We start from the raw sequence: 24,837 nt of genomic DNA on the forward strand, positions 1-24,837 counted from the left end.
CATGACCACCTGGACCACCCGGCTCGCGGCCGCCGTGACCGCCGCCGCCCTCGCCCTGGTCGGCTGCAGCGCCGAACCCGAGCAGCAGCAGGGCTCGTCGAACACCATCACCTACTGGCTGTGGGACTCCGCCCAGCAGCCCGGCTACCAGAAGTGTGCCGAGGGCTTCCAGCAGGCCAATCCCGGCCTGAAGGTCGACATCGTGCAGATGGGCTGGGACGACTACTGGAGCAAGCTCACCGCGGGCTTCATCGCCGACCAGGCCCCCGACGTCTTCACCAACCACCTGGGCAAGTACGCCCAGTTCGTCGACCTGGGCGTGCTGCTGCCGCTGGACGACCTGGAGGCCACCAAGGACATCGACTCCAAGGACTACCAGGAGGGCCTGGGCGAGGTCTGGGTGGGGCAGGACGGCAAGCGCTACGGCGCCCCGAAGGACTGGGACACCGTCGCCTACTTCTATGACCGCAAGAAGCTGGCAGCCGCCGGAATCACGGCCGAGCAGCTCGAGGAGGCCACCTGGAATCCCGACGACGGCGGCAGCTTCGAGAAGATCGTGGCCCACCTCACCGTCGACGCCAAGGGGGTGCGTGGCGACGAACCCGGTTTCGACAAGGACAATGTCAAGGTCTACGGGCTGTCCAGCGACGGCTCCGGCGGCGGCAACTTCGGTCAGACCCAGTGGGGCCCCTATGCCTACTCCCTGGGCTGGCAGGTCACCGACAAGAATCCCTGGGGCACCCACTTCCGCTTCGACGACCCCGACTTCCGCAAGACCGTCGCCTGGTACTACGGCCTGGCCGAGAAGGGCTACCTGCCGAAGTTCTCCACCTTCGGCCCCAACACCGGTGGCTACGCCCAGTTCGCAGCGGGGCGTTCGGCGCTGTCCATGAACGGCTCGTGGATGATCTCCAGCTATGCCTCCCTCAAGGACGTGGACCTGGCCATGGCCCCCACCCCGATCGGCCCCTCCGGCAAGCGGGGCACTCCCTTCAACGGGCTGGCGGACTCCATCACCAAGTACTCGCGCAATCCGCAGGCTGCCGCGAAGTGGGTGGCCTGGATGGCCTCGGACCAGTGCCAGGACGTGATCGGCGCCGCGGGCGTGGTCTTCCCGGCCCGGCCCAGCGGCACCAGGATCTCCCTGGAGACCCGACGCAAGGCCGGCCTCGACGTGACCGCCTTCACCAGTCAGGTGGAGCAGAAGACCACCGTCATGCAGCCGGTGGTACAGAATGCCGCGGACCTGACGGCGCTGACCGAGCCGGAGTTCGACGCCCTGTTCATCGGCTCCAAGCAGCCCGACGACCTGGCGGAGATGAACAACCAGATCAACAAGCTCTTCGAGATCACCGCCAAGTAGCCCTACCTCCCCGGCCCCGGGGCCGCAGCGGGTGATACTGGCTGCGTGCGTCACCCGGACGCGATGAGGAGGACGGCGTGGCGGCGATGCCCGAGGGTCTGGATGCGACATCACGGCTCGTGGCGCTCACCCTGCTGCGCCGTGGCCCGCGCTCGCGCGCAGAGCTGTGCCGCGAGCTGGGCCTGTCCTCGGCCAGCCTGACCCGGCTCACCCGCCCCATGCTGGAGGCCGGCATCCTGTCGGAGGGCGATCCGGTGGCACCGCTGACCACCGGCCGCCCCTCACTGCCGCTCAGCCTGGTGCCCGGTGCCGCGCACGTCGTGGGCGTCAAGCTGGTCACCGGCCGGGCGCACCTGGTGCTCACCGACCTCTCGGCCACCGTGCTGGACCGCCTCGAGGTGGACGACGAGCTGGACAGCCCGGAGCGCGCTGCCCAGGTGCTGGCCCGGGCGCTGGATCGCTGGGCGGACCACCGTCCCAGCGGCCTGGGCATCAGTCTGGGAGCCGACGTGGACCGTGACGGCCGGGTGGGTTCCGCCCCCTTCCTGGGCTGGCCCGCCAGCCGGTTGCCGCAACTGGTGCAGCAGGCCACCGGCCTTCCCGCCGTGGCCGGGAACGACGTGAACGCACTGGCGGTGGCCGAGCACTGGTTCGGGGCGGGGCGTGAGCTGTCCGACTTCGCCGTGATCACCGTGGGCATGGGGATCGGGCTGGGACTGGTCTGCAATGACCAGATGGTTCCGGGTCACGACGGGCGCGCCGGGATGGTGGGGCGGATGTGCTTGCCCGGCGGCACCGCCGGTGAGCTGCTGGCCGACCGGGCGCTGGCGGCACGACTGGGCAGGGAGCTGGGCGAAGCGGTCAGCGTCGAGGACCTGCCCCTGCTCGCCTCGCGGCCCGAGGCCGCCGGGGTGCTGCGTGCTGCGGCCCGTGACCTGGGCCACCTGGCGGCCCAGGTCGGCATGGTCAGTGCCCCACGACGCGTGCTGGTCACGGGGGAGGGGATCGGCCTGCTGATCCGCCATCAGGAGGAGGTGCTGGCCGGCCTGCAGGAGCTGGCCGGTCCTGGTGCCCCCGAGCTGGTGCTGGAGGAGCTGGAGTTCAGCGAGTGGGCCCGGGGCGCCGCCTGCCTGGCGATCCGGGAACTGCTGGCCGGCTGAGTCTCACTCCGCGCGCATCACGCGCGACTTCGGGGAGAGCACCGTGGCACGCTCCGGGACGTCGTCCATCACCGTGGCATTCGGGCCGATCGAGACATGGTCGCCGATGGAGACGTCGCCCAGCACACAGGCATTGGCACCCACCGAGACATTGCGTCCCAGTTTGGGCGCCTCGGAGGCATAGCGCGCCGGGTCGCCGGAGATGGCGCCCAGCGTCGCCCCCTGGCGGATGATGCAGTCGTCGCCGATGCTGCTGAAGGGGTGGATCACGATGCCGTGCTGCTCCACGATCCGCACCCGCCGGCCCACCTGGACGGTGTCGGGCAGGTCGATGCCGTAGACATTGCGGCAGACCAGTTGGCCAGCCCTCGAGAGGGCACCCGCCACACGACGAACCGGGGCCGGACCGTCACCCTCACGGGCCCAGGCGCCCACCCGGTTGGCCGCCAGCGCCTGGAAGCCGGGGCGCAGCGCCCCGTCATTGGCCCGCATGTCCTCGCGCAGCGTCGCCAGCAAGGGCACCCGTTCGGTGAGCCGTCGCACGACGGGATTGCCGGGCGCAGCGGAGATCCGCTGCGCCCAGCCGGGCCCGTGGTGGATGTCGGCCGGTTCGTCGGTCCTGGCGTCCTGCTCCATGTCGTCCCCCGATGCGTTCTGGTTCAGCTCTGTTCGCGCAGCACCTGGTCCACCAGATGGCGTGCGATCGGCATCGCCGAGGTCGCCGCCGGGGAGGGTGCATTGCACACGTGCAGCATGCGCTCGGTCTGCAGGAAGTGGAAGTCCTCCACCATGGTCCCGTCGGAGCGCACCGCCTGGGCACGGATGCCCGCCGGGTAGGGCAGCAGGTCCTCGCGGCCCAGCTGCGGGCAGTACTTGCGCACCCGCTTCAGGTAGCCGGACTTGTTGACCGAGTCCCACTGCTCGCTGATCCCGGTGCGCAGCATCCCCTTGGCCAGGCGCCAGAAGCCGCCGAAGCGGGCCACCTCCACCATGTCGCGCGGGGAGACCGAGAGCCGCGGGTAGCCGTCGCGGGAGAAGCCCATGACGGCATTGGGGCCCACCGTGATGCTGCCGTCCATCATCGGCGTGAGGTGCACGCCGAGGAAGGGCAGGTCAGGGTCGGGCACTGGGTAGATCAGCGTCTGCACGATCTGGGAGTGCTGCGGCGCCAGCCGGTAGTACTCGCCCCGGAAGGGGACCATGCGGAAGTCCGGCTCCAGCCCCGCCATGGTGGCGAGCCGGTCGGCCTGGATGCCGCCGCAGACCACCAGCTGCAGGCCGTAGACCCGCTCGCGGCCGCCGGCGGCGGTACCCAGGTCCACCGAGACCTCGCTGAGCGACTCGTGGATGCCCACGACGGGGGCGCCCAGGCGCACCTCGCCGCCCGCCTCGGTGATCCGGCGGACCATCGCCGCGCAGACCTCGCGGTAGTCGACGATGCCGGTGGAGGACAGGAAGATGGCACCCAGGCCCACCACGGCGGGCTCACGTCGGCGCAGCTCCTCGGCGTCCACCAGCTGCACGTCCAGCTCGTTGACCAGGGCGCGCTCGTAGAGCTTGTGCATCCGCTCCAGCTCGAGCTGGTTGGTGGCGACGATGAGCTTGCCGGTGTTGCGGTAGGCGATGCCGTTGGCGTCGCAGAAGTCGCGGGTCCACTGGGCGCCCTGCTTGCAGAAGCGTGCCTTCATCGATCCGGGCGCGTAGTAGATGCCCGCGTGGATCACGCCGGAGTTGTGCCCGGTCTGGTGGGCCGCGACGTGGTCCTCCTTGTCCACCACCAGCACGGAGCTGCCCGGCCGGCGCTGCAGCAGCTCCAGCGCGGTGGCCAGGCCCACGATGCCGGCCCCCACCACGATCGCGTCGTGGCGGGTGGCGCCGGCCTGGTTCGGCTCGCTCATGCCCGGCCCCCGAGCGGGAACAGGGCGTCCTGCTCGGCGCGCAGCCGGTCGGCCAGGCGCCCGGCGGGCACCTCGACGTCGGCGTAGCCGATCACCTCGTCCTGGGCGATGTCGCGCTTGAGCACGCAGCCCTCGGCCAGGCCCAGCGGCAGCAGGTTGTCACGACGCTGCACCTCGGCCTTCTCGCAGACGCCGTAGTAGTCGTAGCCGCCCTTGGCATCCAGGGCCTGACCGGCCTTCAGCGGCCGCTTGGCCATCGGCACCACCTCGACGCGCGGCCCGTCGGGCAGCGGCTTGATGCACGCATCACCCAGCAGCACCGCACGGGCGATGGTGGTGGGCACCTCGAAGTGGCACAGGTGGTAGGGCGTGTAGAAGGGGTACAGCGGCCCCTCGCCCAGCTTGTACAGGTTGAGGTAGTGCTGCTGCTTCGGGTCGTCCTGGGTGGCGAGCACGTAGACGCCGGGGCCGGGCTTGGCCTTGACCACGTAGTCCACGGCGCCGCCCAGGGCAAGCAGCTCGTCGAGGTCGTACATCTGCGCCAGCTCGTCCACGTGGCCCTCGTGGTCCCGTCCCAGGCAGCCACGACGGTGCACGCCCAGGCCGGCCGCATTGGCCACCAGCGCCTGCTCCACCGAGACCTTGGTGCCGTCGGCGAAGGAGGTCACCATGTGCGGGTCCTGGCCCCACTTCTCGGCGAAGCCCTTCTGGGTGGTGGGGTTGCGGTACTCGTCCTGCAGACCCTTGATGTTGCCCGCCACCAGCGGGCGCAGGCCCAGGCCGCGCACGAAGCGGATCAGGTTCATCTGCACGCCGGGCTGGTCGCCGTCCATGCCGGTGTAGACCACGCCGGCGGCCTCGGCCCGCTTGCTCAGGATGGTGCCGATGGTGGCGTCCACCTCGGCATTCATCAGCACCAGGTGCTTGCCGTTCTCGATGGCCGACAGCGCCAGCTCCGCGCCGAAGTCGACGCTGCCGGTGGCGTCCACCACCACGTCGACGCCGTCGGCGCCGGTGAGCACAGTGTGGTCGGTGGTGACGGCCACCTGGCCGGCGGCGACCGCACGGTCCAGGTCGGCGGAGTTCTCCACGTCGACCACCTGGTCGGCGCCGTAGCCGGCGTAGTCCAGGGCGGCGTGGGCCTTCTCGGGGCTGCGGGCGTGCACCGCGGCCACCACCATGCCGGGGGTGGTGTGGTGGATGTGGTTCATCATGCCGCGGGCCATGAAGCCCGGGCCCACCACGCCCACCCGGATCGGATTGCCCTCGGTCTGGCGACGCTCCAGCAGGGTGTCGGTGATGATCACTTGCCGAACTCCTTGCCGTCCCAGTCGGGCCAGGTGCGGTCCTTCTCGCTGATGACCGTGACCTCGCCGGGCCACTGCAGGCCGAAGGCCGGGTCGTCGTGACGCTGGCCGCGCTCCAGCTCCGGGGCGTAGGAGTCGCTGACCTGGTAGGTGATCAGGGTGTCGTCGGTCATGGTCAGGTAGCCGTGGCCGCAGCGCGGCGGGATCCACAGCGCGCGATGGTTCTGGTCGCTGAGCTCCACCATGGCGTACTTGCCGTAGGTGGGGGAGTCCTCGCGCAGGTCGAGGCAGCAGTCGACGATGGTGCCCTTCATGCAGCGCACCAGCTTGCCCTCCGAGGAGGGTGCGATCTGGCGGTGCATGCCGCGCATGGTTCCCGCCTTGTGGTTGTGCGACATGTTGGCCTGCGGGAACTGCGTGGGCAGTCCGTGGTCGGCGAACTCGGTCTCGTCGAAGATCCGGGTGAAGAAACCACGGTCGTCGCTGAAGGGCTTGATGTCGATGATCCAGCAGCCCTCGACCTCGGTGGGGGTCCATTCCATGTCAGTTCTCCTTCTTGGTCCAGAAGAGGTCGGGCGTGACCTGCTGGGTCTCGAGCAGGTACTCGATCTGCGTCAGGCGGGTGTGGCCGCGGCCGGTGAAGATCTCCGGGGTCAGCTGGATGGCCTCGAAGACCTCGTGCAGCTGCTTGGCGCCGGCGGCCAGGTCCCAGTCGGTGGAGTAGCCCAGGGTCTCGCCGATCTTGTCGAAGTTCACCCGGTAGGAGCGGTTGTCGGCACCGGGCTCGCCGAAGCTGAGCTCGCAGCCGGTGAACTCGCGCGCCACCGTCTCGGCGATCTCGCGCACGGTGTAGTTCTGCTCGTTGGAGCCGACGTTGAAGACCTCGGAGTGCACCTTGTCCAGCGGGGCGTCGAGCACCGCGCGGATCGCCTTGGCGATGTCCAGGCCGTGCACCATGGGACGCCACGGGGTGCCGTCGGAGGTCATGGCGATCTTCCCGGTGGTCCAGGCCAGGCCCGACAGGTTGTTCAGCACGATGTCGAAGCGCTGGCGCGGCGAGGCGCCGAAGGCGGTCGAGTTGCGCAGCGCGGTGGGGTGGAAGTTGTCGTCGGCCAGCTTCCACAGGTCGCCCTCGGTGAGCACCTTGCACTTGGCATAGGCGGTCTGCGGGTTCACCTCGCTGGTCTCGTCGACGATGCCGTCGGCCACGCCGTAGGCGGAGCAGCTGGACATGTAGACGAAGCGCTCCACGCCGGCGGCCTTGGCCATCTCGGCGACGTGCACCGAGCCCTTGTGGTTGATGTCATAGGTGATCGGGCCCACCAGGTCGCCGGTGGGATCGTTGGACAGCTCGGCCATGGCCACCACCGCGTCGAAGCCCTCGAGGTCGGCGACGGTCAGCTCGCGCATGTCCTTGCTGATGGTCTGCGGCACCATGTCGACGCCGTTGTAGAGCCAGCCGTAGCGGTAGAAGCCGGTGTCCAGCCCCACCACCTCGTGGCCCTGTGCGGCCAGCGTGGGTGCCAGCAGGCAGCCCAGGTAGCCGTCGGTTCCCGTGACCAGGATCTTCATGTCGTTCACCAGACCTTCCAGGGCGCGACGCCGTCGGCCCAGAGCTTCTCGAGTTTGTTCTTGTCCTGCAGGGTGTCCATCGGCTGCCAGAAGCCGGGGTGCTTCCAGGCGTTCAGCTGGCCCTCGGAGGCCAGGCTGCGCAGCGGTTCCTGCTCCCAGATGGTGGAGTCACCGCTGATGTAGTCCATGACGCCGGGCTCCAGCACGAAGTAGCCGCCGTTGATCCAGGCGCCGTCACCGTCGGGCTTCTCCTGGAAGCTGGTGATGGTGCTCTCGCACTTGCCCAGCGTGATCGCGCCGAAGCGGCCCGGGGGCTGCACCACGGTCATGGTGGCCAGCCGGCCCTGCTCGCGGTGGAAGTCGATGCTGGCGCTGATGTCGACGTCGCTGACGCCGTCGCCGTAGGTGAAGCAGAAGGTCTCGTCGCCGATGTAGTCGCGCACCCGCAGCAGGCGGCCCCCGGTCATGGACTTGCCGCCGGTGTGGACCACGGTGACCTTCCACGGCAGCGCCGAGCACTTGTGCACGGTGCGCTCGCCGGTGGACAGGTCGAAGGTGATGTCGGAATAGCGCATCGCGAAGTTCGCGAACCAGTCCTTGATGACGGTGCCGCGGTAGCCGGCGCAGACGATGAACTCGTCGATGCCGTGCGCGGCGTACTCCTGCATGATGTGGAACAGGATCGGACGGCCTCCCACCTCCACCATGGGTTTCGGCTTGGTGCCCGTCTCCTCGCTGAGCCGGGTGCCCAGACCTCCGGCCAACAGAACTGCCTTCATTCCCCATCCCCCCTGGATGCGCATCGTGGCCCGCCGGCGTCCCGAGCCGCCCAGACCTTCCCGACCGACACTAGGCCCCGGCGGGTCAGTGCTGTTTCGCGCCGGATCTGAAGCTCTGCTGGATGTCTGGCGTGATCCGGGGCTCGTGGCCCGGTCGGTGCATAGGGTCGGGACCTGTATGCCAGAAACCAGCCCTGGAGGCCTGATGCCCGCAGTCACCGTCGTGATGCCCACCTATCTGCGGCAGGAGTACCTGCGCGGGGCGCTGGACTCGTTGGTGCGCCAGGAGTTCAGTGACTTCACAGCTTTGGTCTGTGACAACGCGAACTCCGCCGAGACCCGCGACCTGGTGGCCTCCTATGGTGACGACCGGCTGGTCTACGTTCCCCGCGAGGAGAACCTGGGCCTGGTGCGCAACTCGCTGGAGGGCTTCCGCGCGGCACGCACCGAGTTCGTCACCAAGCTGGACGACGACGACGAGTTCGAGCCCGGCTACCTGAAGCGCGCGGTCGAGGCCTTGCGCGCCCACCCCGACGCGGCCTTCGCCTTCACCGACATGCGCTGGATCGGCCCCTCGGGCGAGGACCTGCACGAGGTGCAGCAGCAGCAGGACGAGTCGCACGGCTACGACCGCCTGGTGGAGGGGATGTACCGTCCGCTGACCACCCTGCTGGTGCACGGCGTCGTGGCGCTGAACGCCACCGTGCTGCGCACCTCCGCGCTGGACTGGGCCGCACTCGACGAGGACACCGCCACCGCCTTCGACCTGCACATCCTGCTGGAGGCGGCCCGCACCGGCGGGGGCGCCTGGCACGTGGCCGAGCGCCTGGTGCGCTACCGCGTGCACCCGGCCACCGACTCGGTGCTCAACTACGAGCGCCAGCTGCGCGGCCGGCAGGTGGCGCTGGCCCACGCGCTGACCGATGCCGCACCCTTCGACCGGCCCGCCCTGGAGGCGGCACAGACCAATACCGCGCTCACCCTGTCGCGCGTGCTGCTCTCCGAGGGGGATGCTCGCGCCTCGCGACAGGCCCTGGCGCCGGCGCTGCGTGGAGCCGTGAAGCCGGCTGCCTTCCGGCTGGCCGCCCTGGGCGTGCTGCCCAGCGGCCTGACCCGTTCGGTGATGGAGATCCGCGGGGCGCGGTGGCGCAAGCGCCACGGGATGGGTCCCACCTCGCCGGCCCCGCGCACCGCCGCCCAGGCCACCGGCGGCTCCGACGGCTGAGCGTCCCCGGGTGGCCTCGTGCGGCGCCGACCTGTCGGTGGGGCCGACTAGAGTGGGGCGGCCAGCAGCCAACACCGCCCGGAAGTGAGCCCGTGACCGTCCACCCACCGCTGCGCCTGTCCGCGCCCAGCCGCCCCGACGCCGTCGTGGTGGACACCCCGGTGGTGCTGGCGCCGATGGCCGGCATCACCAACCCGGCCTTCCGCCAGCTGTGCGCCGAGCAGGGGGCCGGGCTCTACGTGTGCGAGATGATCACCAGCCGTGGCCTGGTGGAGGGCGACCGCAAGACGAAGAAGATGCTGGGTTTTGCCCCCAACGAGAAGGTGCGCAGCGTCCAGCTCTACGGCGTGGACCCCACCATGGTGGCCCGGGCCACCACCATCCTGTGCGAGCAGTACGGCGTGAACCACGTGGACCTGAACTTCGGCTGCCCGGTGCCCAAGGTCACCCGCAAGGGCGGCGGGGGAGTGCTGCCCTGGAAGCGTGACCGGCTGCGCGACATCCTCGTCGCCACGGTCCGGGCGGCCGACGCCTTCGGGGTTCCGGTGACCATGAAGACGCGGATCGGCATCGACGCGGACCACATCACCTACCTGGACTCCGGTCGGATCGCCGAGGACGCCGGCGTGGCCGGCATCTGCCTGCACGGGCGCACCGTGAACCAGGCCTATGCCGGCGAGGCCGACTGGGAGGCGATCGCCCGCCTGGTGGAGCACGTGGACATCCCGGTGATGGGCAATGGCGACATCTGGGAGGCCTCCGACGGGCTGCGGATGATGGAGCAGACCGGTTGCGCCGCCGTCGAGGTGGGCCGTGGCTGCCTCGGTCGCCCCTGGCTCTTCCGCGACCTGGCCGCCGCCTTCGCCGGCGAGCAGGTGCGCACCCTGCCGACCCTGGGCGAGGTGGCCGCCATGGTGCGCCGCCACGGCGAGCTGCTGGCCGGCGTGATGGGTGAGCAGCACGGCCTCACCGACCTGCGCAAGCACATGGCCTGGTACTTCAAGGGCTTCCCGGTGGGCGGCGAGCTGCGCCACCAGCTGGGCATGGTGAGCGACTTCGAGACCTTCGACGCGCTGCTGGCCCAGCTGGACCCGCAGGCACCCTTCCCCGAGGCAGAGCTGGGCCGGCCCCGCGGCCGCCAGGGGACCCCGCGCGAGCGCGTCATCATGCCGGAGGGTTGGCTGGCCGACACCTCCGGCACGGACCTGGACCTCAGCGATGCAGAGAGCGACGTCTCCGGAGGCTGACATGTGCACCGACGAGCCCGATCTCCCCATGCCCGCCGAGCCGGCGGTCCGGCCCGGCTCGCCCGAGGTGATGCCGCGGGCCGTCCAGTGGGCGCGCACCATGGCGGGCCACGGTGACGAGCACCTGGTCAGCGCCCATGCCGACTCCCATGCCAGCTTCCAGCCCGGCCCGGTGCTGGGTCGCCAGGCGCGTGAGGAGCGCGAGGCGCTGCTGCTGCGCCCGGGTGCCACTCTGGCCCGTGGTGCCGGGAACCGGGCCGTGGAGGAGGAGCCGGACTCCGAGCGCACCTGTTTCGAGCGCGACCGGGACCGGATCGTCCACTCCCCGGCCTTCCGTCGGCTGGCCGGCAAGACCCAGGTGGTGGTCTATCCCACCGACCACCAGCGCACCCGGCTCACCCATGCCCTCGAGGTGGCCCAGGTGGCCACGTCCATCGCCCGCGGCGTGGGTGCCAATGTCAGCCTGGCCGATGCCATCGCGCTGGGCCACGACTGCGGTCACGGGCCGGGCGGGCACGCCTCCGAGGACGCCTTCGACCTGTTCATCCCGGAGGGCTACGACCACGGTCCGTGGGGTGCCGACGTGGTGCTCACCGACTTGAACCTGTGCCGCGAGACCCTCGACGGGATCCGCAACCACTCCTGGAGCCGCCCCGCGCCCTCCACCGTCGAGGGCGAGATCGTCAGCTGGAGCGACCGGATCGCCTACTGCGCCCACGACCTGGAGGACGCGATCCACGCCGGGATCGTCACCACCGACGACCTGCCGCCCGAGGTGGCCGGCATCGCCGGGATCGGGCGACGCGCGCAGCTGGGCACCTTCATCCGCGCGGTGGTCACCACCACGGTCACCACCGGCCGGGTCGGGATGGACCCCGAGACGGCTGCCGCCCTGGCCGCGCTGCGTCGCTTCAACTACGAGCGGATCTACACCCGGCCCGACTCGGTGGCCCAGTCCCACGCCGTCGTCGAGGTGCTGCGCGGGTTGGTGGAGCGCTATGCGGCCCGTCCGGAGCTGATGCCGCCGGACTACCGCTGGGAGGACACGGTGCGCGGGGCCGTCACCTATGTGGGTGGCATGACCGACCGGTTCGCCTTCGAGCAGGCCGAGCAGCTGCTGGGCTGGAGCGCCGACCGGCTGCCGAAGGGCATCGGGCGCGGCGCCTGATCCCTCGATCACACCTCAAGGTCCGGGTGCAGCGCCGCCCGGCGCCTCGCTAGCGTGGTTCCGTCCGGCCACGGGTCCGCGGGGGAGGTGGAGATGGCTGCGCAGCGAAAGTCCGATCCGACGATCATCGTCGTGCTGCTGATCTGCGTCCTGATGGGGATGTGGCAGGGAGCGCGCGGCATGGTGCAGAAGGCCTCGGTGGGTTTCGGCTCCGGCCAGGTCCGCGTCGAGGGCACCGACGTGGAGCGAGGCACCATCCGGGTGGCCAGCAAGGCGTGCAAGGACACCCCTGACGCCCTCGACACCGTGCGATGGAGCGTGAAGAATTCCGCGGGCACGCAGGTCTACAGCACCACCAGGCCGGTGGTCTCCGGCCGCGACGCGCAGGTGGTCACGCTCGGCTCCGGGCTGCCGGCGGACCGCTACACGATCAGCGTGACCTGCCTGGCGGACCAGGAACAGGTGGGCCAGACGCACACCACCACGGCGGTGCTGGGCAGCACCCCACAGGGCTGGGGCCAGGACGGCACCCGTCGCCCCGGGCTGCCGAAGACCGGCAACTGAGGCCGACCTCAGGGATGGAGACGCTCGGCCAGGTCGGGTGGTAGCAGCCGGCCGCGTCGCATCAACTGGTTGGCCACCGCCACCGTCAGGTTCTGCCCGGCCATGATCCCCACCAGCACCAGCAGCTGGGCCGCACCGGCCTGCAGTGCGCTGCCACCACCCAGCAGGACACCCACGAAGGCACCCGGCAGGGTCACCAGACCCACCGTGCGGGTCTGGTCCAGGTTGGGCACCAGGGCCTCCTGGGCGGTCTCCGCGGTGACCAGCTCGACGGCCTGGCGTCGCACCATGCCCAGCGCCAGGGCCGCCTCGTAGCTGCCGATGTCGTCGCGCAGGGCCGCGAACTGGCGCCGTCCGAACAGGGTGTGGGCACTCATCATGTTGCCGATGATGATGCCGGCCACCGGCACCAGGGCCGGTGCGGTGAAGGGCGAGGCCCCGGTGCCGAAGACCACCAGCAGCACCGGCAGCACGCCGCAGGCCATAGCCAGCGCCGTCCACGGCCAGGCCCTCCTCACTCCGGTGCGGCGGGTGGTGGTCCAGACCGCGACGGCGAACATCAGCAGGCAGAAGCCCAGGGCGGCCAGCAGGTGGCGCATGCAGAAGACGATCACCAGGCTGACCACGGCGAGCTGCAGAGCAGCCCGCAGTGCGGCCACCACTGACTCCTTCGCCAGGCCCAGACCGGCGAGTCGGGAGGAGGCCGCCGCCAGCACGACGAGCAGGACCAGCGCGAGCAGCAGGGGCCATCCGAGGGAGACGATCACGACAGTGATGCTGCCACCTGCCGCTGACACCACGCTGGCAGGCGTCGTGCCCGGTCGGCGATACACTCGCCGTCATGGCCGGACGGATCAACGACGAGGACATCGCGCTGGTCCGGGAACGCGCCCGGATCGACGACGTGGTGAGCTCCTATGTCACCCTCAAGCCGGCCGGCGGAGGATCGTTGAAAGGGCTGTGCCCCTTCCACGACGAGAAGACCCCCAGCTTCCAGGTGACGCCCGCGCGCGGCCTGTACTACTGCTTCGGCTGCGGTGAGGGCGGCGATGCCATCGGCTTCCTGCAGAAGGTGGCCAACCTGACCTTCACCGAGGCGGTGCAGCAACTGGCCGACCGCACCGGCGTCCAGCTGCGGATCACCGACGACGGCGGACCGCGCCAGGAGCCGGGCCTGCGGGTGCGGATCATGGAGGCCAATGCGGCTGCTGCTGAGTTCTACACCACGATGCTGATGAGCCGCGACGCGCTGGCCGCCCGGCAGATGCTCGACGGGCGCGGCTTCGACAAGGCTGCCGCGGACACCTTCGGGGTGGGTTATGCACCACGTGGTGGCCGAGAACTGAAGAACCACCTGAACCGGATGGGCTTCAAGGACGCGGAACTGGTCAAGGCCGGACTGATCCGCGAGCACGGCCACGACTTCTTCCAGGGACGGGTGCTGTGGCCGATCCGCGACTCCGGCTCCTCGGTGCTGGGCTTCGGCGCGCGTCGGCTCTACGACGACGACCGGATGCCCGCCAAGTACCTCAACACCCCCGAGACCCCGGTCTACAAGAAGTCGCACGTGCTCTACGGGCTGGACCTGGCGCGCCGCAACATCGGCAAGAAGAGCCAGGCGGTGGTGGTGGAGGGCTACACCGACGTGATGGCCGCCCACCTGTCCGGGGTGGACACCGCGGTGGCCTCCTGCGGCACCGCCTTCGGCGATGACCACGCCCGGATGCTGCAGCGCCTGATGGGCAACCAGGGCGCCTTCTCCGGAGAGGTGATCTTCACCTTCGACGGCGACCAGGCGGGCCAGAATGCCGCCATCAAGGTCTTCCAGGGCGATTCGAACTTCATCGCCCAGACCTATGTGGCCGTCGAACCCAGCGGGCTGGACCCCTGTGACCTGCGGCTGCAGCAGGGCGAGGCGGCGGTGCGCGAGCTGGTGGGCCGCCGGGTTCCGCTCTACCGCTTCGTCATGGAGAACACCATCAAGGGCTTCGACCTGGACCGGGTGGACGGCCAGCTGCGGGCCCTGCGCGCCGCCGCGCCGCTGGTCAGCTCGATCCGCGACAGCTCCCTGGTGAACGGCTACCTGCGCGAGCTGGCGCAGATGCTGGGCATGGATGTCGACGACGTGCGTCGTGAGGTCTCGCTCGCGGCCCGCCGAGGACCGCAGGAGCCCCGCCAGCAGCGGGTGCGCGCCGCGGAGCCGGAGGTGGCGGCCGAGCCGGAGCCGGTGCGCAGCGGCACGCCTTGGCCCGACCCGTCGGAGCGCCTGCTGCAGGTGGAGCGCGGCACGCTGAAGCTGATGCTGCAGTACCCGACGTTGTTCGACACCGCCTGGAACGGCGTCGAACCGGACGACTTCAGCCATCCCGCCTATCGCGCGGTCTTCGAGGCGATCCACCAGACGCCCTGGCAGGCGGAACGCTGGAGCGACCTGGTGCGCGAGAAGACCGACGACGAGGTGGTGCAGCAGCTGCTGATCGCCCTGCTGGTGGAGCCGACGCTGCGCGACCCGGACGAGGCCTATGCCACCGCCTACACGGCCCGGCTGCAGCTGCTCACCGCGGAGCGCACCATCCGTGACCTGAAGAGCCGGCTGCAACGCACCAATCCGGTGGACCACGCCAGCGAGCACCGCGCGATGTTCAGCCAGCTGCTGGACCTGGAGGTGCGCCGCAAGCAGTTGCAGCACGCCTCGGTGGGCGTGCTGGACTGAGGACTCGCACCAGCTGGGTGCCGCGTGCGGGGGAGCGGGTGGCGCGACGGCTATCCTCGTCGCTGTGACCCCGCCGATCGCCGCCGTCAACCGCCTCACCCTGCGCGAGCAGGTGCTCAAGGCCCTGCGCACCGCCATCACCTCCGGGGAGATCCCCGCCGGTGCCGATCTCGTGGAGACAGAGCTGGCCGACTCCTACCAGGTGAGCCGGGGCACGGTGCGCGAGGCATTGCGTACGCTGCAGCAGGCTGGTCTGGTGGAGGGGGACGCCCGCGGACGACTGCGGGTGCACCAGCCCTCGCCGCAGGAGGTGCGCGAGCTTTTCATGGTGCGCGCAGCCCTGGAGACCCTGGCCGTGCGCGAGATCGCGGCGGCGCCCGACCGGGACGAGCGACTCGCGCGACTGCGCGAGGTGCTGCCCCCAGAACAGGCCAAGAACTTCCTGACCGCCCTGGACCTTGACCTGGCCTTCCACGAGAGGCTGTGCGAGCTGTCCGGCAATGCCACCCTGCTGGAGCTGTGGCGGGGCCTGGAGAGCCGGATGAGGATCGTGCTGTGCACCGGTGCCGAGGGGGAACCGCTGCCCTTGATGAGCGGCACCCATCACCTGCCCTTCCTCGACTCGATCGGGGACCCCAACGCCCATGAGCCCCATCTGGTGGTCTTCGGGCACATGCAGCAGGCCGCAGGGCACTGGGCCGACGAGGTCGTTGCCGACGACTGACCAGCGTCCCAGCCATTGACCCGCTCACCCTCCTACACATAGTCTCAGTGTCAGTTGTTGACAGTCAACACACAAAGACGTGGAGGTGGCCATGGCCTACCAGACTGGAATCGGACAGCGCACCGCGGTCGTGACCGGGTGCGCGGCACCGCGGGGCATCGGCCTCGCGACCGTGCGGCGCTATGCCCAGGAGGGCTGGGCGGTCGCCATGCTGGACCTGGACCAGACGGCCGTCGAGAAGGTCGCGCAGGAGGTGCGCGATGAGAGCGGCCAGCCGGTGATCGCTCTCGGATGCAATGTCGCCGATCCCGAGTCGGTAGCAGCGGCAGCCCAAGCGGTCCTCGACTCGGACCTGCCTTCGGTCGGTGCCCTCGCGGCCATCGCCGGTGTCGCCTCGCCGGCGTCCTTCCTGGAACTCAGCCTGGAGGAGTGGAACCGGGTCATGGCGGTCAACCTGACCGGGACCTTCCTCACCTGCCAAGCCTTCCTGCCGCAGATGGTCGAGGGCGGCTATGGCCGCATCGTCACCATGTCCTCGGTGACCGCACAGCACGGGGGTGGAGTCTTCTCCAAGACGTCCTACGCTGCGGCCAAGGCCGGCGTCATCGGGCTCACCAGGGGCATCGCCAAGGAGTTCGCGCAGTACGGGATCACCGCCAACACGGTGGCACCCGGAGCGGTCGACACCGACATCCGCGTGGGCAGCACCCCGGAACGTGAGGCCGAGCTGGCCGCCTCTGTGCCACTGGGTCGGGTGGCGAAGCGCGAGGAGGTCGCCGCCCTGTGCGTCTTCCTGTCCAGCGAGGACGCTGGATACATCACCGGCACCACGCAGAGCATCAATGGCGGCACCTACATCGCATGACCAGCGCCAACGAACGAGTGGGGCTCTCGACGATCAGCTTCCGGTTCCGGCCGCTCCCGGAGGCGCTCGAGATCATCGCGCGGCTCGGCGCGGTGGAGGTGGACCTGGGCGCGATCCCCGACGTCACCGACCACGTCCCGGTGCCCTTCACCGGTGACGTGGACCGCTACGTCGACGAGCTCGCGGCGCACGGTCTGCGCTGCGGTGCGGTCAATGCCGACGTCGGTGACCTGAACGATCCTTCCCTCGACGCCGAGATGCTGCGACGCACGGCGCTGCCGCTGCTGGAACTGGCGAGTGCGACGGGCGCGGCCCTGGTCGTCGCCTGTGGTCGTGCGGATCGCGAGCCCTTCGTCGACGAGGAGTCGGACCTGTCATGCATCGGGCAGAACCTCCGACTGCTCGCAGACCTGGCCCGCCCGCTGAGGGTGAGGCTGCTCGCCGAGGTGCTGCACCACCGCCGTTTCATCCACAGCACGCGTCAGGCTGACCTGCTGCTGGCCCGGGTTCCGTCGGAGGAGGTGGGGCTGCTGCTCGACGTGGCTCACGTGGTCGCCTCGGCCGAGGACCCCGCCGAATGGGCGCGCGGCTGTCATGACCGGGTCGAGCGTGTGCACCTGCGCGACGCCGTGCCCGGAGATCTGAACATCGGCATCGGCCGCGGCGCGGTCGACTTCGCCGAGGTGATCCAGGTGCTCGAGGAGTCCGGCTTCGCCGGGAGCTACATCCTCGAGCTCGAGACCCATGACGTGCAGGAGGCCGACCGTGAGGCCGACGCCCTGCGCAGTCGTGACCAGATCGTGGAACTGCTCGAACCCTTCACGAACAGGAAGTGACATGCACGAACGACAGAACGACAAGGACCTGGCCACGCGCGTCCAGACGGTGCGCGACGCGGCCTACCGCATCCGGATGGGAGTCCTCGACGAGGGCGAGGCCCAGGGCGAGGGCTACGTGGGCCAAGGGCTGGGCATCGCCGACGTGCTGGCCGCCATCTACCGCGACCAGCTCCGCTACCGCGCCGACGACCCCGAATGGGAGGACCGGGACCGCTTCCTGCTGTCCATCGGCCACTACGCGCTGGCCATCTACGCAGCACTTGCCGAGGCCGGCGTGATCCCTCGGGAGGAGCTCGACACCTACGCTGCCGACGACTCCCGGCTTCCCATGTCGGCCATGTCCAGCTACACGCCGGGCGTCGAGATCTCCGGCGGCTCGCTCGGGCACGGACTGGGCCTGGGGGTCGGGATGACGCTCGGCCTGCGAACCCAGCAGCGCACCGACCAGAAGGTCTTCGTCCTGTTCGGCGACGGAGAGCTGAACGAGGGCTCCACCTGGGAGGCCGCCATGAGCGCCGCGCACTGGCAGCTGGGCAACCTCATTGCACTCGTGGACATGAACGGCCTGCAGGCCGACGGCCCCACCCAGCAGGTGATGGCCAACGAACCGCAGCACGAGCGCTGGGCCTCCTTCGGGTGGCACACGCAGCGCGTCGACGGGAACGACCCGGAGGCGCTGATTCGCGCACTCGACGCGGCGGTCGACGAGTCCCAGGCAACGGGACGTCCACACATGATCATCTGCGACACCAGGGTCGGCAAGGGCGTGCCCATGCTGGAGACCCGCGAGAAGCTGCACTTCATGAAGATCGCGGCCGAGGAGTGGAGCGTGTGCAAGCAGCAGCTCACCGACGGCCACCAGGGAAAGGACGCGTGACATGACCAACGCACCCGAGCAGACCCCGGTCCCCACCGACGTGGCCGAGAAGGACGCCGAGGGCGCCGCGAAGGCCCCGCTGCGTTCGGCCGCCATGATCGCCTCCATCGCCGATCCCGGTATCCCCACCACCTCGGCACCCTTCGGGCACGCGCTCAACGAGCTGGCCGCGAAGGATCAGCGCATCGTCGGTCTCACCGCCGACCTGGGCAAGTACACCGACATGCACATCTTCGCCAAGCAGAATCCCGATCGGTACTTCGAGATGGGCATGGCGGAGCAGGTGATGATGATGGCTGCCGCGGGCATGGCCGAGGTGGGCCTGGTCCCGTTCGTGTCCACCTACTCGGTCTTCGCGACGCGACGTGCCTACGACTTCATGTGCCTGGACATGGCCGAGCCCAACCTGAACGTCAACATGGTCTGCGCCCTGCCCGGCCTCACCACCGGCTATGGTCCCTCCCACCAGGCCACCGAGGACGTCGCCATCCTGCGTGGCATGCCGAACCTCACCATCCTGGATCCCTGCGATGCGGTGGACATCGAGCAGCTGGTTCCGGCCGTCGCTGCGGCCCCCGGCCCCAGCTACACCCGTCTGCTGCGCGGCAAGGTCCCGCGCGTGCTGGACGAGTACGACTACTCCTTCGAGCTGGGCAAGGCGAAGGTCGTCCGGCCGGGTCGTGATGTCGTGCTGGTGTCCTCCGGCCTGATGACCATGAGGGCGCTGCTGGCAGCCAAGGAGCTCGAGAAGCACCATGTCGATGCCGCCGTCGTGCACTGCGCGACGCTCAAGCCCTTCGACGAGGAGACCGTCGTCCGCGAGGTCGACACCGACCGCGTGGCCTTCACCCTGGAGAACCACACCGTGGTGGGGGGACTGTTCGAGGCGACCGCCAGTGCGCTGGTGAAGCGGGGCATCGGGCGTCAGGTGCACCCCATCGGGCTGCCCGACGAGTTCATCGACGCCGGCGCCCTGCCGACGCTGCACGAACGCTACGGCCTATCCACCGACGCGGTGGTGAGGCGGGTCCTGCAGGAGGCCAAGCAGTAGCGGACCAACAGCGGCGATGGCCCGCAGGCACCTGCCTGCGGGCCATTGCGGTGTCTGCGTCCCGGTGGCCGCGGCACGTGCCCGAGTGATGGCGGGAGCCGGAGGCCACCATGACCGTGCTGCCGGACCTGTCACAGGCCCAAGGTTGAAGGCCAGGGCTGGCTGCCCGCCGCAGGGAGTCATCCGCGCAGGGCCCAGGGAGAGCTCCGGCCGAGGCGGGGAGAGGCGAGTGTCGACGGGTCGGCCACCGGGGCGCCTGAGGAGACCTGCTGGCCCTGAGCGCTGGGACTCCTGGTTCGGCTCTCGGGCACACGACGACGGGGCGGCACCCGCAGGGGTGCCGCCCCGTAGCGGACCGTCAGAAGAAGAGGGCGAGAGCGCTGCAGAAGGCCAGGCCGATCAGGGCCAGGACGGACTGGGCCATCGTGTACACCTGGAAGGCACCACGGGTGGTGAGGCCCAGCATCTGCTTGAAGATCCAGAAGGTGTTGTCGGTGACATTGCCGCCGAAGGCGGCGCCGGAGGAGGCAGCCAGCAGGATGAGAACCGGCGGAAGACCGGTGGAGACCACCACAGGGGCCAGGATCGAGGCGCCGGTCATGGCGGCCACCGAACCAGAACCCTGGGCGATGCGCAGGATCGCGGCCACCAGCCAGGCCAGCAGGATGGGGATGCCGGCATTGGCCTCGAAGAGCTTGGCCAGCATGTCACCGATGCCCACCTCGGTGATGACCTGTCCGAGCGAGCCGGCGACGCCCGTGAAGAGCAGGATGGAACCGGAGGTCTGCGCACCCTGGGTGATGATCTCGTCCACCCCGTCCCGGGTCACCATGGGGATCGTCTCGACGATGCCGATGGCGAGGCCGATCAGGAGCGCGACCACGGGATTGCCCAGGAACTTGATCGGGGCGGGGGAGCTGCCCAGTGCGAGCCGGCAGACGGTGTCGATGATGATCAGCAGGATGGGCACCAGGATGGGCAGCATCGCCACGATGATCGGCAGCCGTGTCTGGTGGGAGTCCCAGCGGTCCTTGGACTCGGCGGCCTCTTCGGCCAGCGCGGCGGTGACGACATCGTACTCACGGGCCTGCTCGGCGGCGCCGTACAGGTCGGTGCCGAGCTTGCCGCCCTGTCGGACGCTCTCACGCACCTCTGCGTCCGCGGCGAGCGCCTCCTCGCGGCTGACGTGGACGTAGCCAGAGCCGGGCTCCTCGTCCTTGGCAGGATTCCAGGTGCGGTCGGTGATGAGGGTGTGCACGAAGATGCTGCTCATCACCAGGAAGATGCCCGAGGGGATGCCCCACAGGAGCATCGTGCCCATGTCGATCTTCAGGGATGCGGCCATGGCCAGGGCGGCCGCGCCGGGGATGACCATGAGCAGGCCGACCTCGAGGCCGATGGCGAGGGCGCCGGCCAGGGGAGCGACACTGCGCTTGGTGCGTTGGGCGATGGCCTTGGCGATGGGCGCCATGATCACCAGGGCGACGTCGAAGTAGATCGACGGGAAGATGATGCCGGAGGAGAGGCCCAGGATGTAGGCGGAAGCCTTCGGTCCGCCCATCTTGAGCAGCCCGTCCACGACCCGCTTCATGGTGCCGTTGGCGGAGAGCAGAGCTCCGATCATGACGCCGAAGCCGATGATGAGACCGACCTCCGCCATCAGGTTGCCGAAGCCCGTGCTGACGGCCACCACTGAATCGGTGGGGCCGAGGCCACCGGCCACGCCAAGGTAGAGCGCTCCCACCACCAACGAGATGACGGGGTTCACCTTGGCGATCACGATCAGCAGGACGATGCCGATGATCGCAATGGCCAAGTGCAGGAGGATTGCGAGGTTCACGGGGTGTCTCCGTTCCAGAACGACGGTGTTCCAGCGGGGTCGTGGGGGTCCAGCGACCTAGGTGCTCAGCTTGCTCAAGCGTAGAAAGGCCACGTTCAACTGTCAACAGTCAACGAATGCTTGTGGAGAAGAACGTGTTGTCCGGATGTTGCTCCACAGATCGGCCGGGTCATCTTCTCCTACGGCTGCGGCACGACGAGGCTCGGGGCATGACGATGATCACCACCAACCGAGACCTGCCCGAGCTGCTCAGCCACGACGAGGAGTGCCACCTGGCGGCCTGGATCGAGGCCGGCGTGCTGGCTCGCGCCGCGCTCGACGAGGGCGGAACCGGTGCCCCGGCGGAGGAGCTCGAAGCCCTGGCGCGGGCGGGGGAGGCGGCCTGGCATCGGTTCCTGGAGGCCAATGTCCGTCTGGTCGCGCAGATGGCCCGGCGTGCGGCCGCGGGCCGCGACATCGATCCCGATGAGCTCTTCCAGGAGGGGATGGTGGCGCTCGCCGAGGCCCTGCGCCGGTGGGACCACCGTCGAGGGCTGCGGTTCAGCACCTACGCCACGCCCTGGGTGCGCAATGCCCTGACCCTCCACCTGGCCCGGCGCGGCGGGCGGGTGGAGGGGCCGACCCACCGCCCCAGGATGGCCCGTCGACTGCGGGAGGACCGGGCGCGGCTGGAGGCGGAGCTGGGTCGCCACCTGAGCGATGCCGAGTTCGCGCACCGGGTCGGGCAGCAGACCGAACGGGTGCAGCTGCTGCTGGCCAGCGGCGTGCACCGGTCGCTGGAGGAGCTGGACTTTGAACCCGTGGCGGCGGAGCGGCCTGAGGACCTGCTGGAGCGCTCGGAGCCGTGGTGGCTGGGCGAGCTGCCCCGTCACGAGGCCGACCTGCTGCGCTGGCGCTATGGGGTGCACGACGGCCAGCCGCGGACCCACGCAGAGGTGGCCCGGCTGGTGGGGGTGAGCCCGGCGACGGCGGCCAGGATGGAGCGCCGCGCCCTGCTCTCCGCACGGCGGCTGATCGAGGGTGCGGGGGAGCGGGCGGCCTGAGTCACGCCGGGCACAGGGCAGAATGGGGCCATGGCCTTCTTCCGTCGTCCCGACTCCTCCGTGGTTGCCGACTACCAGGCGCAGACCGGCACCAGGCCGCGCGTGATGGGCTGGGCCAGCGGGCCCCGGGTGGAGCTGCTGGCCTTCCCCGACCGCTTCGCCGTCCGCTTCGGCGACCAGCCTTGGCAGGAGATCGGCTGGCACCAGGTGCGCAGCGGCGGGTGGCGCAGCGAGGGGGAGATCCACTGGCGGCTGGTGGACGGGGGCCGTGACAGCTACCACGTCACCGACGAGCGGAACTTCCCCGAGGTCTTCCGCGAGCGGGTGCAGGCCTCCATCGCGCTGGACGAGAGCTTCGAGCTGGAGACCGGCGGCGCGGTGCAGGTCAGTGCGCGGCGCGACCTGTCGCAGAGCGAGCCACGTCTGATCTGGACGACCATCGCGGTCCGCGGTGCGAGCCTGAACGACCCCGCCACGAGGCAGTTCGCCGAGCGCATCGAGGCCCAGCTCCGCGCCGATTATGACTTTTGAGCGGGCCTCGTGTAATGTTTCATCTCGCGCTGAGGCGCTGATCCCCTGTAGCTCAATTGGCAGAGCATCTGACTGTTAATCAGAGGGTTACTGGTTCGAGTCCAGTCGGGGGAGCCACCTGAAAGCCCGTCCCACCAGCGGAAACGCTGCCGGGGCGGGCTTTTTCGTACGTTCCTGCCCGAAGGCGGAGCCCTGTGCCAGGGCTCTGCCCATGGTGCTGTGGGCGGCCAGCTGCTGCACCGCCCCGGCTCCAGGCCCGGTCAGTCCTGGCCGGGCAGCTGGCCGGCGGCGTGGCGGGCGGCCACCATGCCGAAGACCAGCCCCTGACCAATGGTGGCGCCGGCTCCCGGGTAGCGGTTGCCGAAGGCATTGGCGGCGACGTTGCCGATGGCGTACAGGCCCCTGCACCACGGAGCCGTCCTCGCGGAGCACCCGGCCCAGGTCGTCGGCCGCCAGCCCGCCGCAGGTGCCCAGGTCAGCGAGCACCACCTCGACGGCGTACAGGGTGCCCGACAGCGGCCGCAGGTTGGGGCTGGGGGTCACGGTGGGGTCGCCGTAGTAGCGGTCATAGGCCGACGCGCCCCGGCCGAAGTCCTCGTCGTGCGCCCGGCCGGCCAGCTCGTTGAAGCGGGCCAGGCTCTGGGTGAAGGTGGCGGGGTCGATGCCCATGGCCGTGGCCAGCTGCTCCGCGTCGCCCCGGTGCGCGATCCCGGCCTCGTACCACTGCCTGGGCAAGGGCATCCGGGGGAAGGCCAGGCCGGCGAAGACATAGCTGTTGCGGTACTGCTGGTCGAAGACGATCCACATCCGCCCCACGGGGTCGCCGGCGAGCTCACGTTCGCGCACCCGCTGCCCGAAGCTCATGTAGTCGGTGGACTCGTTGACGAAGCGTCGGCCGTGGCCGTCGACGATGAACGAACCGGGCAGGGAGCGCTCGGCCAGCATCATGCCGGGCTGCTCGTCGCCCACCGGGGCCACCGCCGGGAACCACCAGGCCTGCTCCAGGCCCGCGAGCCGGGCACCCACCTGCTGGCCCAGCCGCAGCCCGTCGCCCGTGTTGCCGGGGGCGCCGAGCGACCAGCCGGGCTGCCACGCCTCCAGCTGCTCGTCGCGCCGCAGCCGCGCGTCGTGGTCGAAGCCGCCGGCCGCCAGCACCACGCCGCGGCGGGCGCGCACCGTCACGCGTCGGCCCTGCTGCACCAGGACGGCCCCGGTGACCCGGCCGTCGTCGCTCACCAGCTCTGCCACGTCGGTGCAGGTCCACGGGGTGACCCCTCGGTCCAGCAGGGCTCGGTAGATGCCGGCCTGCAGGGCCTGTCCGGTGGCCACGTACGCCCGGCCCAGCGCCATGCCGCCAAGCCCCTCGGCCAGCCGACGCACGATCCGCGGGACGGCCTTGCCCGGTGCCTTGGCCATCAGGTTCATCCAGCGGTAGTCCGGGCTGGTGATGGGCATCGGGACCGGGGCGGACAGGCTCGGCGGGATCAGCCGGGCGCGCTCCTCGCCCAGCTGGGCGGCATCGAAGGGTGCCGACTCCACGCTGCGGCCCGCGGCGGAGCCTCCAGGGATGTCGGGGTGGTAGTCGCTGTAGCCACGCGCCCACACCCAGCGGTTGCGGCAGGTCCGTCGCAGCAGGTCCACAGCGGCTGGGCCATGGTCCAGGTAGGAGTGGTAGCGGCGAGGGTCCGCCGCATCGCCCACCAGATGGTCCAGGTAGGTCCGGGCGGACCCGACGGTGTCGGACGAGCCCTGCTCGGTGAGGATCGCGTTGCCGGGGATCCAGAAGGCGCCACCCGACAGCGCCGTGGAGCCACCGACGTGGGCGGTCTTCTCCACCACGACCACGTCCAGCCCCGCCTCGCGGGCAGCCAGGGCGGCGAATAGGCCGGTACCGGTACCCACCACCAGCAGGTCAGTCTCGACATCCCTGGCCGGCACGGGTGCGAGCGGCGAGCTGGTGGACATGGCGTGCTCCTGACGACGGTGTGAGGATGCCAGTCTGCCCCGTTACCTTGCTGGTGACCCCGTAAGGCGGGGTCACGGTCGCCGGGCCCGGCATGACTTACTGTCC

General features: G+C 70.0%; 23 protein-coding genes and 1 tRNA gene. 15 read left to right on the forward strand and 9 right to left on the reverse strand.

The annotated features are described in order from the left end of the window. Position 1 precedes the first annotated feature (1 nt). Positions 2–1,363, forward strand: coding sequence for an ABC transporter substrate-binding protein (locus ABD073_RS08665; protein WP_343873672.1), 1,362 nt, complete (start codon positions 2–4; stop codon positions 1,361–1,363). A gap of 86 nt (positions 1,364–1,449) precedes the next feature. Further along, positions 1,450–2,523 carry an ROK family protein gene (locus tag ABD073_RS08670; protein ID WP_343873728.1) on the forward strand — a complete coding sequence of 358 codons (1,074 nt, stop codon included), beginning with the start codon at positions 1,450–1,452 and terminating at the stop codon, positions 2,521–2,523. A 3-nt stretch (positions 2,524–2,526) separates the two neighbouring features. Here the strand turns inward: ABD073_RS08670 and ABD073_RS08675 are convergent, their stop codons facing one another. From ABD073_RS08675 to rfbF, 6 genes are read right to left on the reverse strand one after another with little or no spacing between them, the layout of a single operon-like run. Further along, complete coding sequence (locus ABD073_RS08675) at positions 2,527–3,159, reverse strand: serine O-acetyltransferase (RefSeq protein ID WP_343873674.1); 633 nt, start codon at positions 3,157–3,159, stop codon at positions 2,527–2,529. A gap of 23 nt (positions 3,160–3,182) precedes the next feature. Next, positions 3,183–4,421 (reverse strand): L-2-hydroxyglutarate oxidase, encoded by a 1,239-nt coding sequence (gene lhgO / locus ABD073_RS08680; protein WP_343873676.1) that lies wholly within the window; start codon positions 4,419–4,421, stop codon positions 3,183–3,185. Further along, a complete protein-coding gene (locus ABD073_RS08685) occupies positions 4,418–5,728 on the reverse strand; it encodes an NAD(P)H-dependent oxidoreductase (RefSeq protein WP_343873679.1) in 1,311 nt (436 codons plus the stop codon). The genes lhgO and ABD073_RS08685 overlap by 4 nt, the downstream gene beginning before the upstream one ends. Next, complete coding sequence (gene rfbC / locus ABD073_RS08690; protein ID WP_343873682.1) at positions 5,725–6,270, reverse strand: dTDP-4-dehydrorhamnose 3,5-epimerase; 546 nt, start codon at positions 6,268–6,270, stop codon at positions 5,725–5,727. The genes ABD073_RS08685 and rfbC overlap by 4 nt, the downstream gene beginning before the upstream one ends. Before the next feature lies 1 nt (position 6,271). After that, positions 6,272–7,300 (reverse strand): NAD-dependent epimerase/dehydratase family protein, encoded by a 1,029-nt coding sequence (locus ABD073_RS08695; RefSeq protein ID WP_343873731.1) that lies wholly within the window; start codon positions 7,298–7,300, stop codon positions 6,272–6,274. 5 nt (positions 7,301–7,305) lie between these two features. Then, positions 7,306–8,079 carry a glucose-1-phosphate cytidylyltransferase gene (gene rfbF / locus ABD073_RS08700; RefSeq protein ID WP_343873684.1) on the reverse strand — a complete coding sequence of 258 codons (774 nt, stop codon included), beginning with the start codon at positions 8,077–8,079 and terminating at the stop codon, positions 7,306–7,308. Positions 8,080–8,284: 205 nt separating this feature from the next. On the opposite strand from rfbF, the gene ABD073_RS08705 reads away from it, so the two are divergent. The 4 genes from ABD073_RS08705 (at position 8,285) to ABD073_RS08720 (ending at position 12,283) form a co-directional block, all read left to right on the forward strand. Continuing rightward, positions 8,285–9,304: a glycosyltransferase family 2 protein gene (locus ABD073_RS08705; RefSeq protein ID WP_343873686.1), complete on the forward strand. Its 1,020-nt coding sequence runs from the start codon at positions 8,285–8,287 to the stop codon at positions 9,302–9,304. A 92-nt stretch (positions 9,305–9,396) separates the two neighbouring features. Beyond that, complete coding sequence (dusB, locus tag ABD073_RS08710) at positions 9,397–10,551, forward strand: tRNA dihydrouridine synthase DusB (protein ID WP_343873688.1); 1,155 nt, start codon at positions 9,397–9,399, stop codon at positions 10,549–10,551. 100 nt (positions 10,552–10,651) lie between these two features. Next, the gene (locus tag ABD073_RS08715) at positions 10,652–11,719 is read left to right on the forward strand and encodes an HD domain-containing protein (RefSeq protein WP_343873734.1); all 1,068 of its coding nucleotides are present in this window, start codon (positions 10,652–10,654) and stop codon (positions 11,717–11,719) included. A gap of 93 nt (positions 11,720–11,812) precedes the next feature. Then, a complete protein-coding gene (locus tag ABD073_RS08720) occupies positions 11,813–12,283 on the forward strand; it encodes a hypothetical protein (protein WP_343873690.1) in 471 nt (156 codons plus the stop codon). A gap of 8 nt (positions 12,284–12,291) precedes the next feature. On the opposite strand, the gene ABD073_RS08725 is transcribed toward ABD073_RS08720, so the two are convergent. Next, positions 12,292–13,014 carry an ABC transporter permease gene (locus ABD073_RS08725; protein WP_343873736.1) on the reverse strand — a complete coding sequence of 241 codons (723 nt, stop codon included), beginning with the start codon at positions 13,012–13,014 and terminating at the stop codon, positions 12,292–12,294. Positions 13,015–13,124: 110 nt separating this feature from the next. Here ABD073_RS08725 and dnaG point away from each other — a divergent pair, with 110 nt between their 5' ends. The 6 genes from dnaG to ABD073_RS08755 all read left to right on the forward strand — a co-directional run bounded on the left by dnaG (position 13,125) and on the right by ABD073_RS08755 (position 19,352). Further along, a complete protein-coding gene (dnaG, locus tag ABD073_RS08730) occupies positions 13,125–14,996 on the forward strand; it encodes a DNA primase (protein WP_343873693.1) in 1,872 nt (623 codons plus the stop codon). Between the two features lie 64 nt (positions 14,997–15,060). Then, positions 15,061–15,720 carry a GntR family transcriptional regulator gene (locus ABD073_RS08735; RefSeq protein ID WP_343873695.1) on the forward strand — a complete coding sequence of 220 codons (660 nt, stop codon included), beginning with the start codon at positions 15,061–15,063 and terminating at the stop codon, positions 15,718–15,720. 91 nt (positions 15,721–15,811) lie between these two features. Continuing rightward, positions 15,812–16,585 carry an SDR family NAD(P)-dependent oxidoreductase gene (locus tag ABD073_RS08740; RefSeq protein ID WP_343873696.1) on the forward strand — a complete coding sequence of 258 codons (774 nt, stop codon included), beginning with the start codon at positions 15,812–15,814 and terminating at the stop codon, positions 16,583–16,585. Then, complete coding sequence (locus ABD073_RS08745; RefSeq protein WP_343873699.1) at positions 16,582–17,421, forward strand: sugar phosphate isomerase/epimerase family protein; 840 nt, start codon at positions 16,582–16,584, stop codon at positions 17,419–17,421. The genes ABD073_RS08740 and ABD073_RS08745 overlap by 4 nt, the downstream gene beginning before the upstream one ends. Before the next feature lies 1 nt (position 17,422). After that, a complete protein-coding gene (locus tag ABD073_RS08750) occupies positions 17,423–18,301 on the forward strand; it encodes a transketolase (protein ID WP_343873701.1) in 879 nt (292 codons plus the stop codon). Position 18,302: 1 nt separating this feature from the next. Further along, a complete protein-coding gene (locus tag ABD073_RS08755; protein WP_343873704.1) occupies positions 18,303–19,352 on the forward strand; it encodes a transketolase family protein in 1,050 nt (349 codons plus the stop codon). Positions 19,353–19,710: 358 nt separating this feature from the next. On the opposite strand, the gene ABD073_RS08760 is transcribed toward ABD073_RS08755, so the two are convergent. Further along, complete coding sequence (locus ABD073_RS08760) at positions 19,711–21,192, reverse strand: GntP family permease (RefSeq protein WP_343873707.1); 1,482 nt, start codon at positions 21,190–21,192, stop codon at positions 19,711–19,713. Between the two features lie 209 nt (positions 21,193–21,401). Here ABD073_RS08760 and ABD073_RS08765 point away from each other — a divergent pair, with 209 nt between their 5' ends. From ABD073_RS08765 to ABD073_RS08775, 3 genes are all read left to right on the forward strand, one after another. After that, positions 21,402–22,235, forward strand: coding sequence for a sigma-70 family RNA polymerase sigma factor (locus tag ABD073_RS08765; RefSeq protein WP_343873710.1), 834 nt, complete (start codon positions 21,402–21,404; stop codon positions 22,233–22,235). Between the two features lie 30 nt (positions 22,236–22,265). Next, a complete protein-coding gene (locus ABD073_RS08770; protein WP_343873713.1) occupies positions 22,266–22,766 on the forward strand; it encodes a hypothetical protein in 501 nt (166 codons plus the stop codon). Positions 22,767–22,807: 41 nt separating this feature from the next. Next, a tRNA-Asn gene (locus tag ABD073_RS08775) sits at positions 22,808–22,883 on the forward strand. Here the strand turns inward: ABD073_RS08775 and ABD073_RS08780 are convergent. Then, positions 22,854–24,731: an FAD-binding protein gene (locus tag ABD073_RS08780; protein WP_343873716.1), complete on the reverse strand. Its 1,878-nt coding sequence runs from the start codon at positions 24,729–24,731 to the stop codon at positions 22,854–22,856. The genes ABD073_RS08775 and ABD073_RS08780 overlap by 30 nt on opposite strands. Positions 24,732–24,837 lie beyond the last annotated feature (106 nt).

Origin of the sequence: Luteococcus peritonei, assembly GCF_039526385.1 — a bacterium.
Taxonomy (GTDB): domain Bacteria; phylum Actinomycetota; class Actinomycetes; order Propionibacteriales; family Propionibacteriaceae; genus Luteococcus; species Luteococcus peritonei.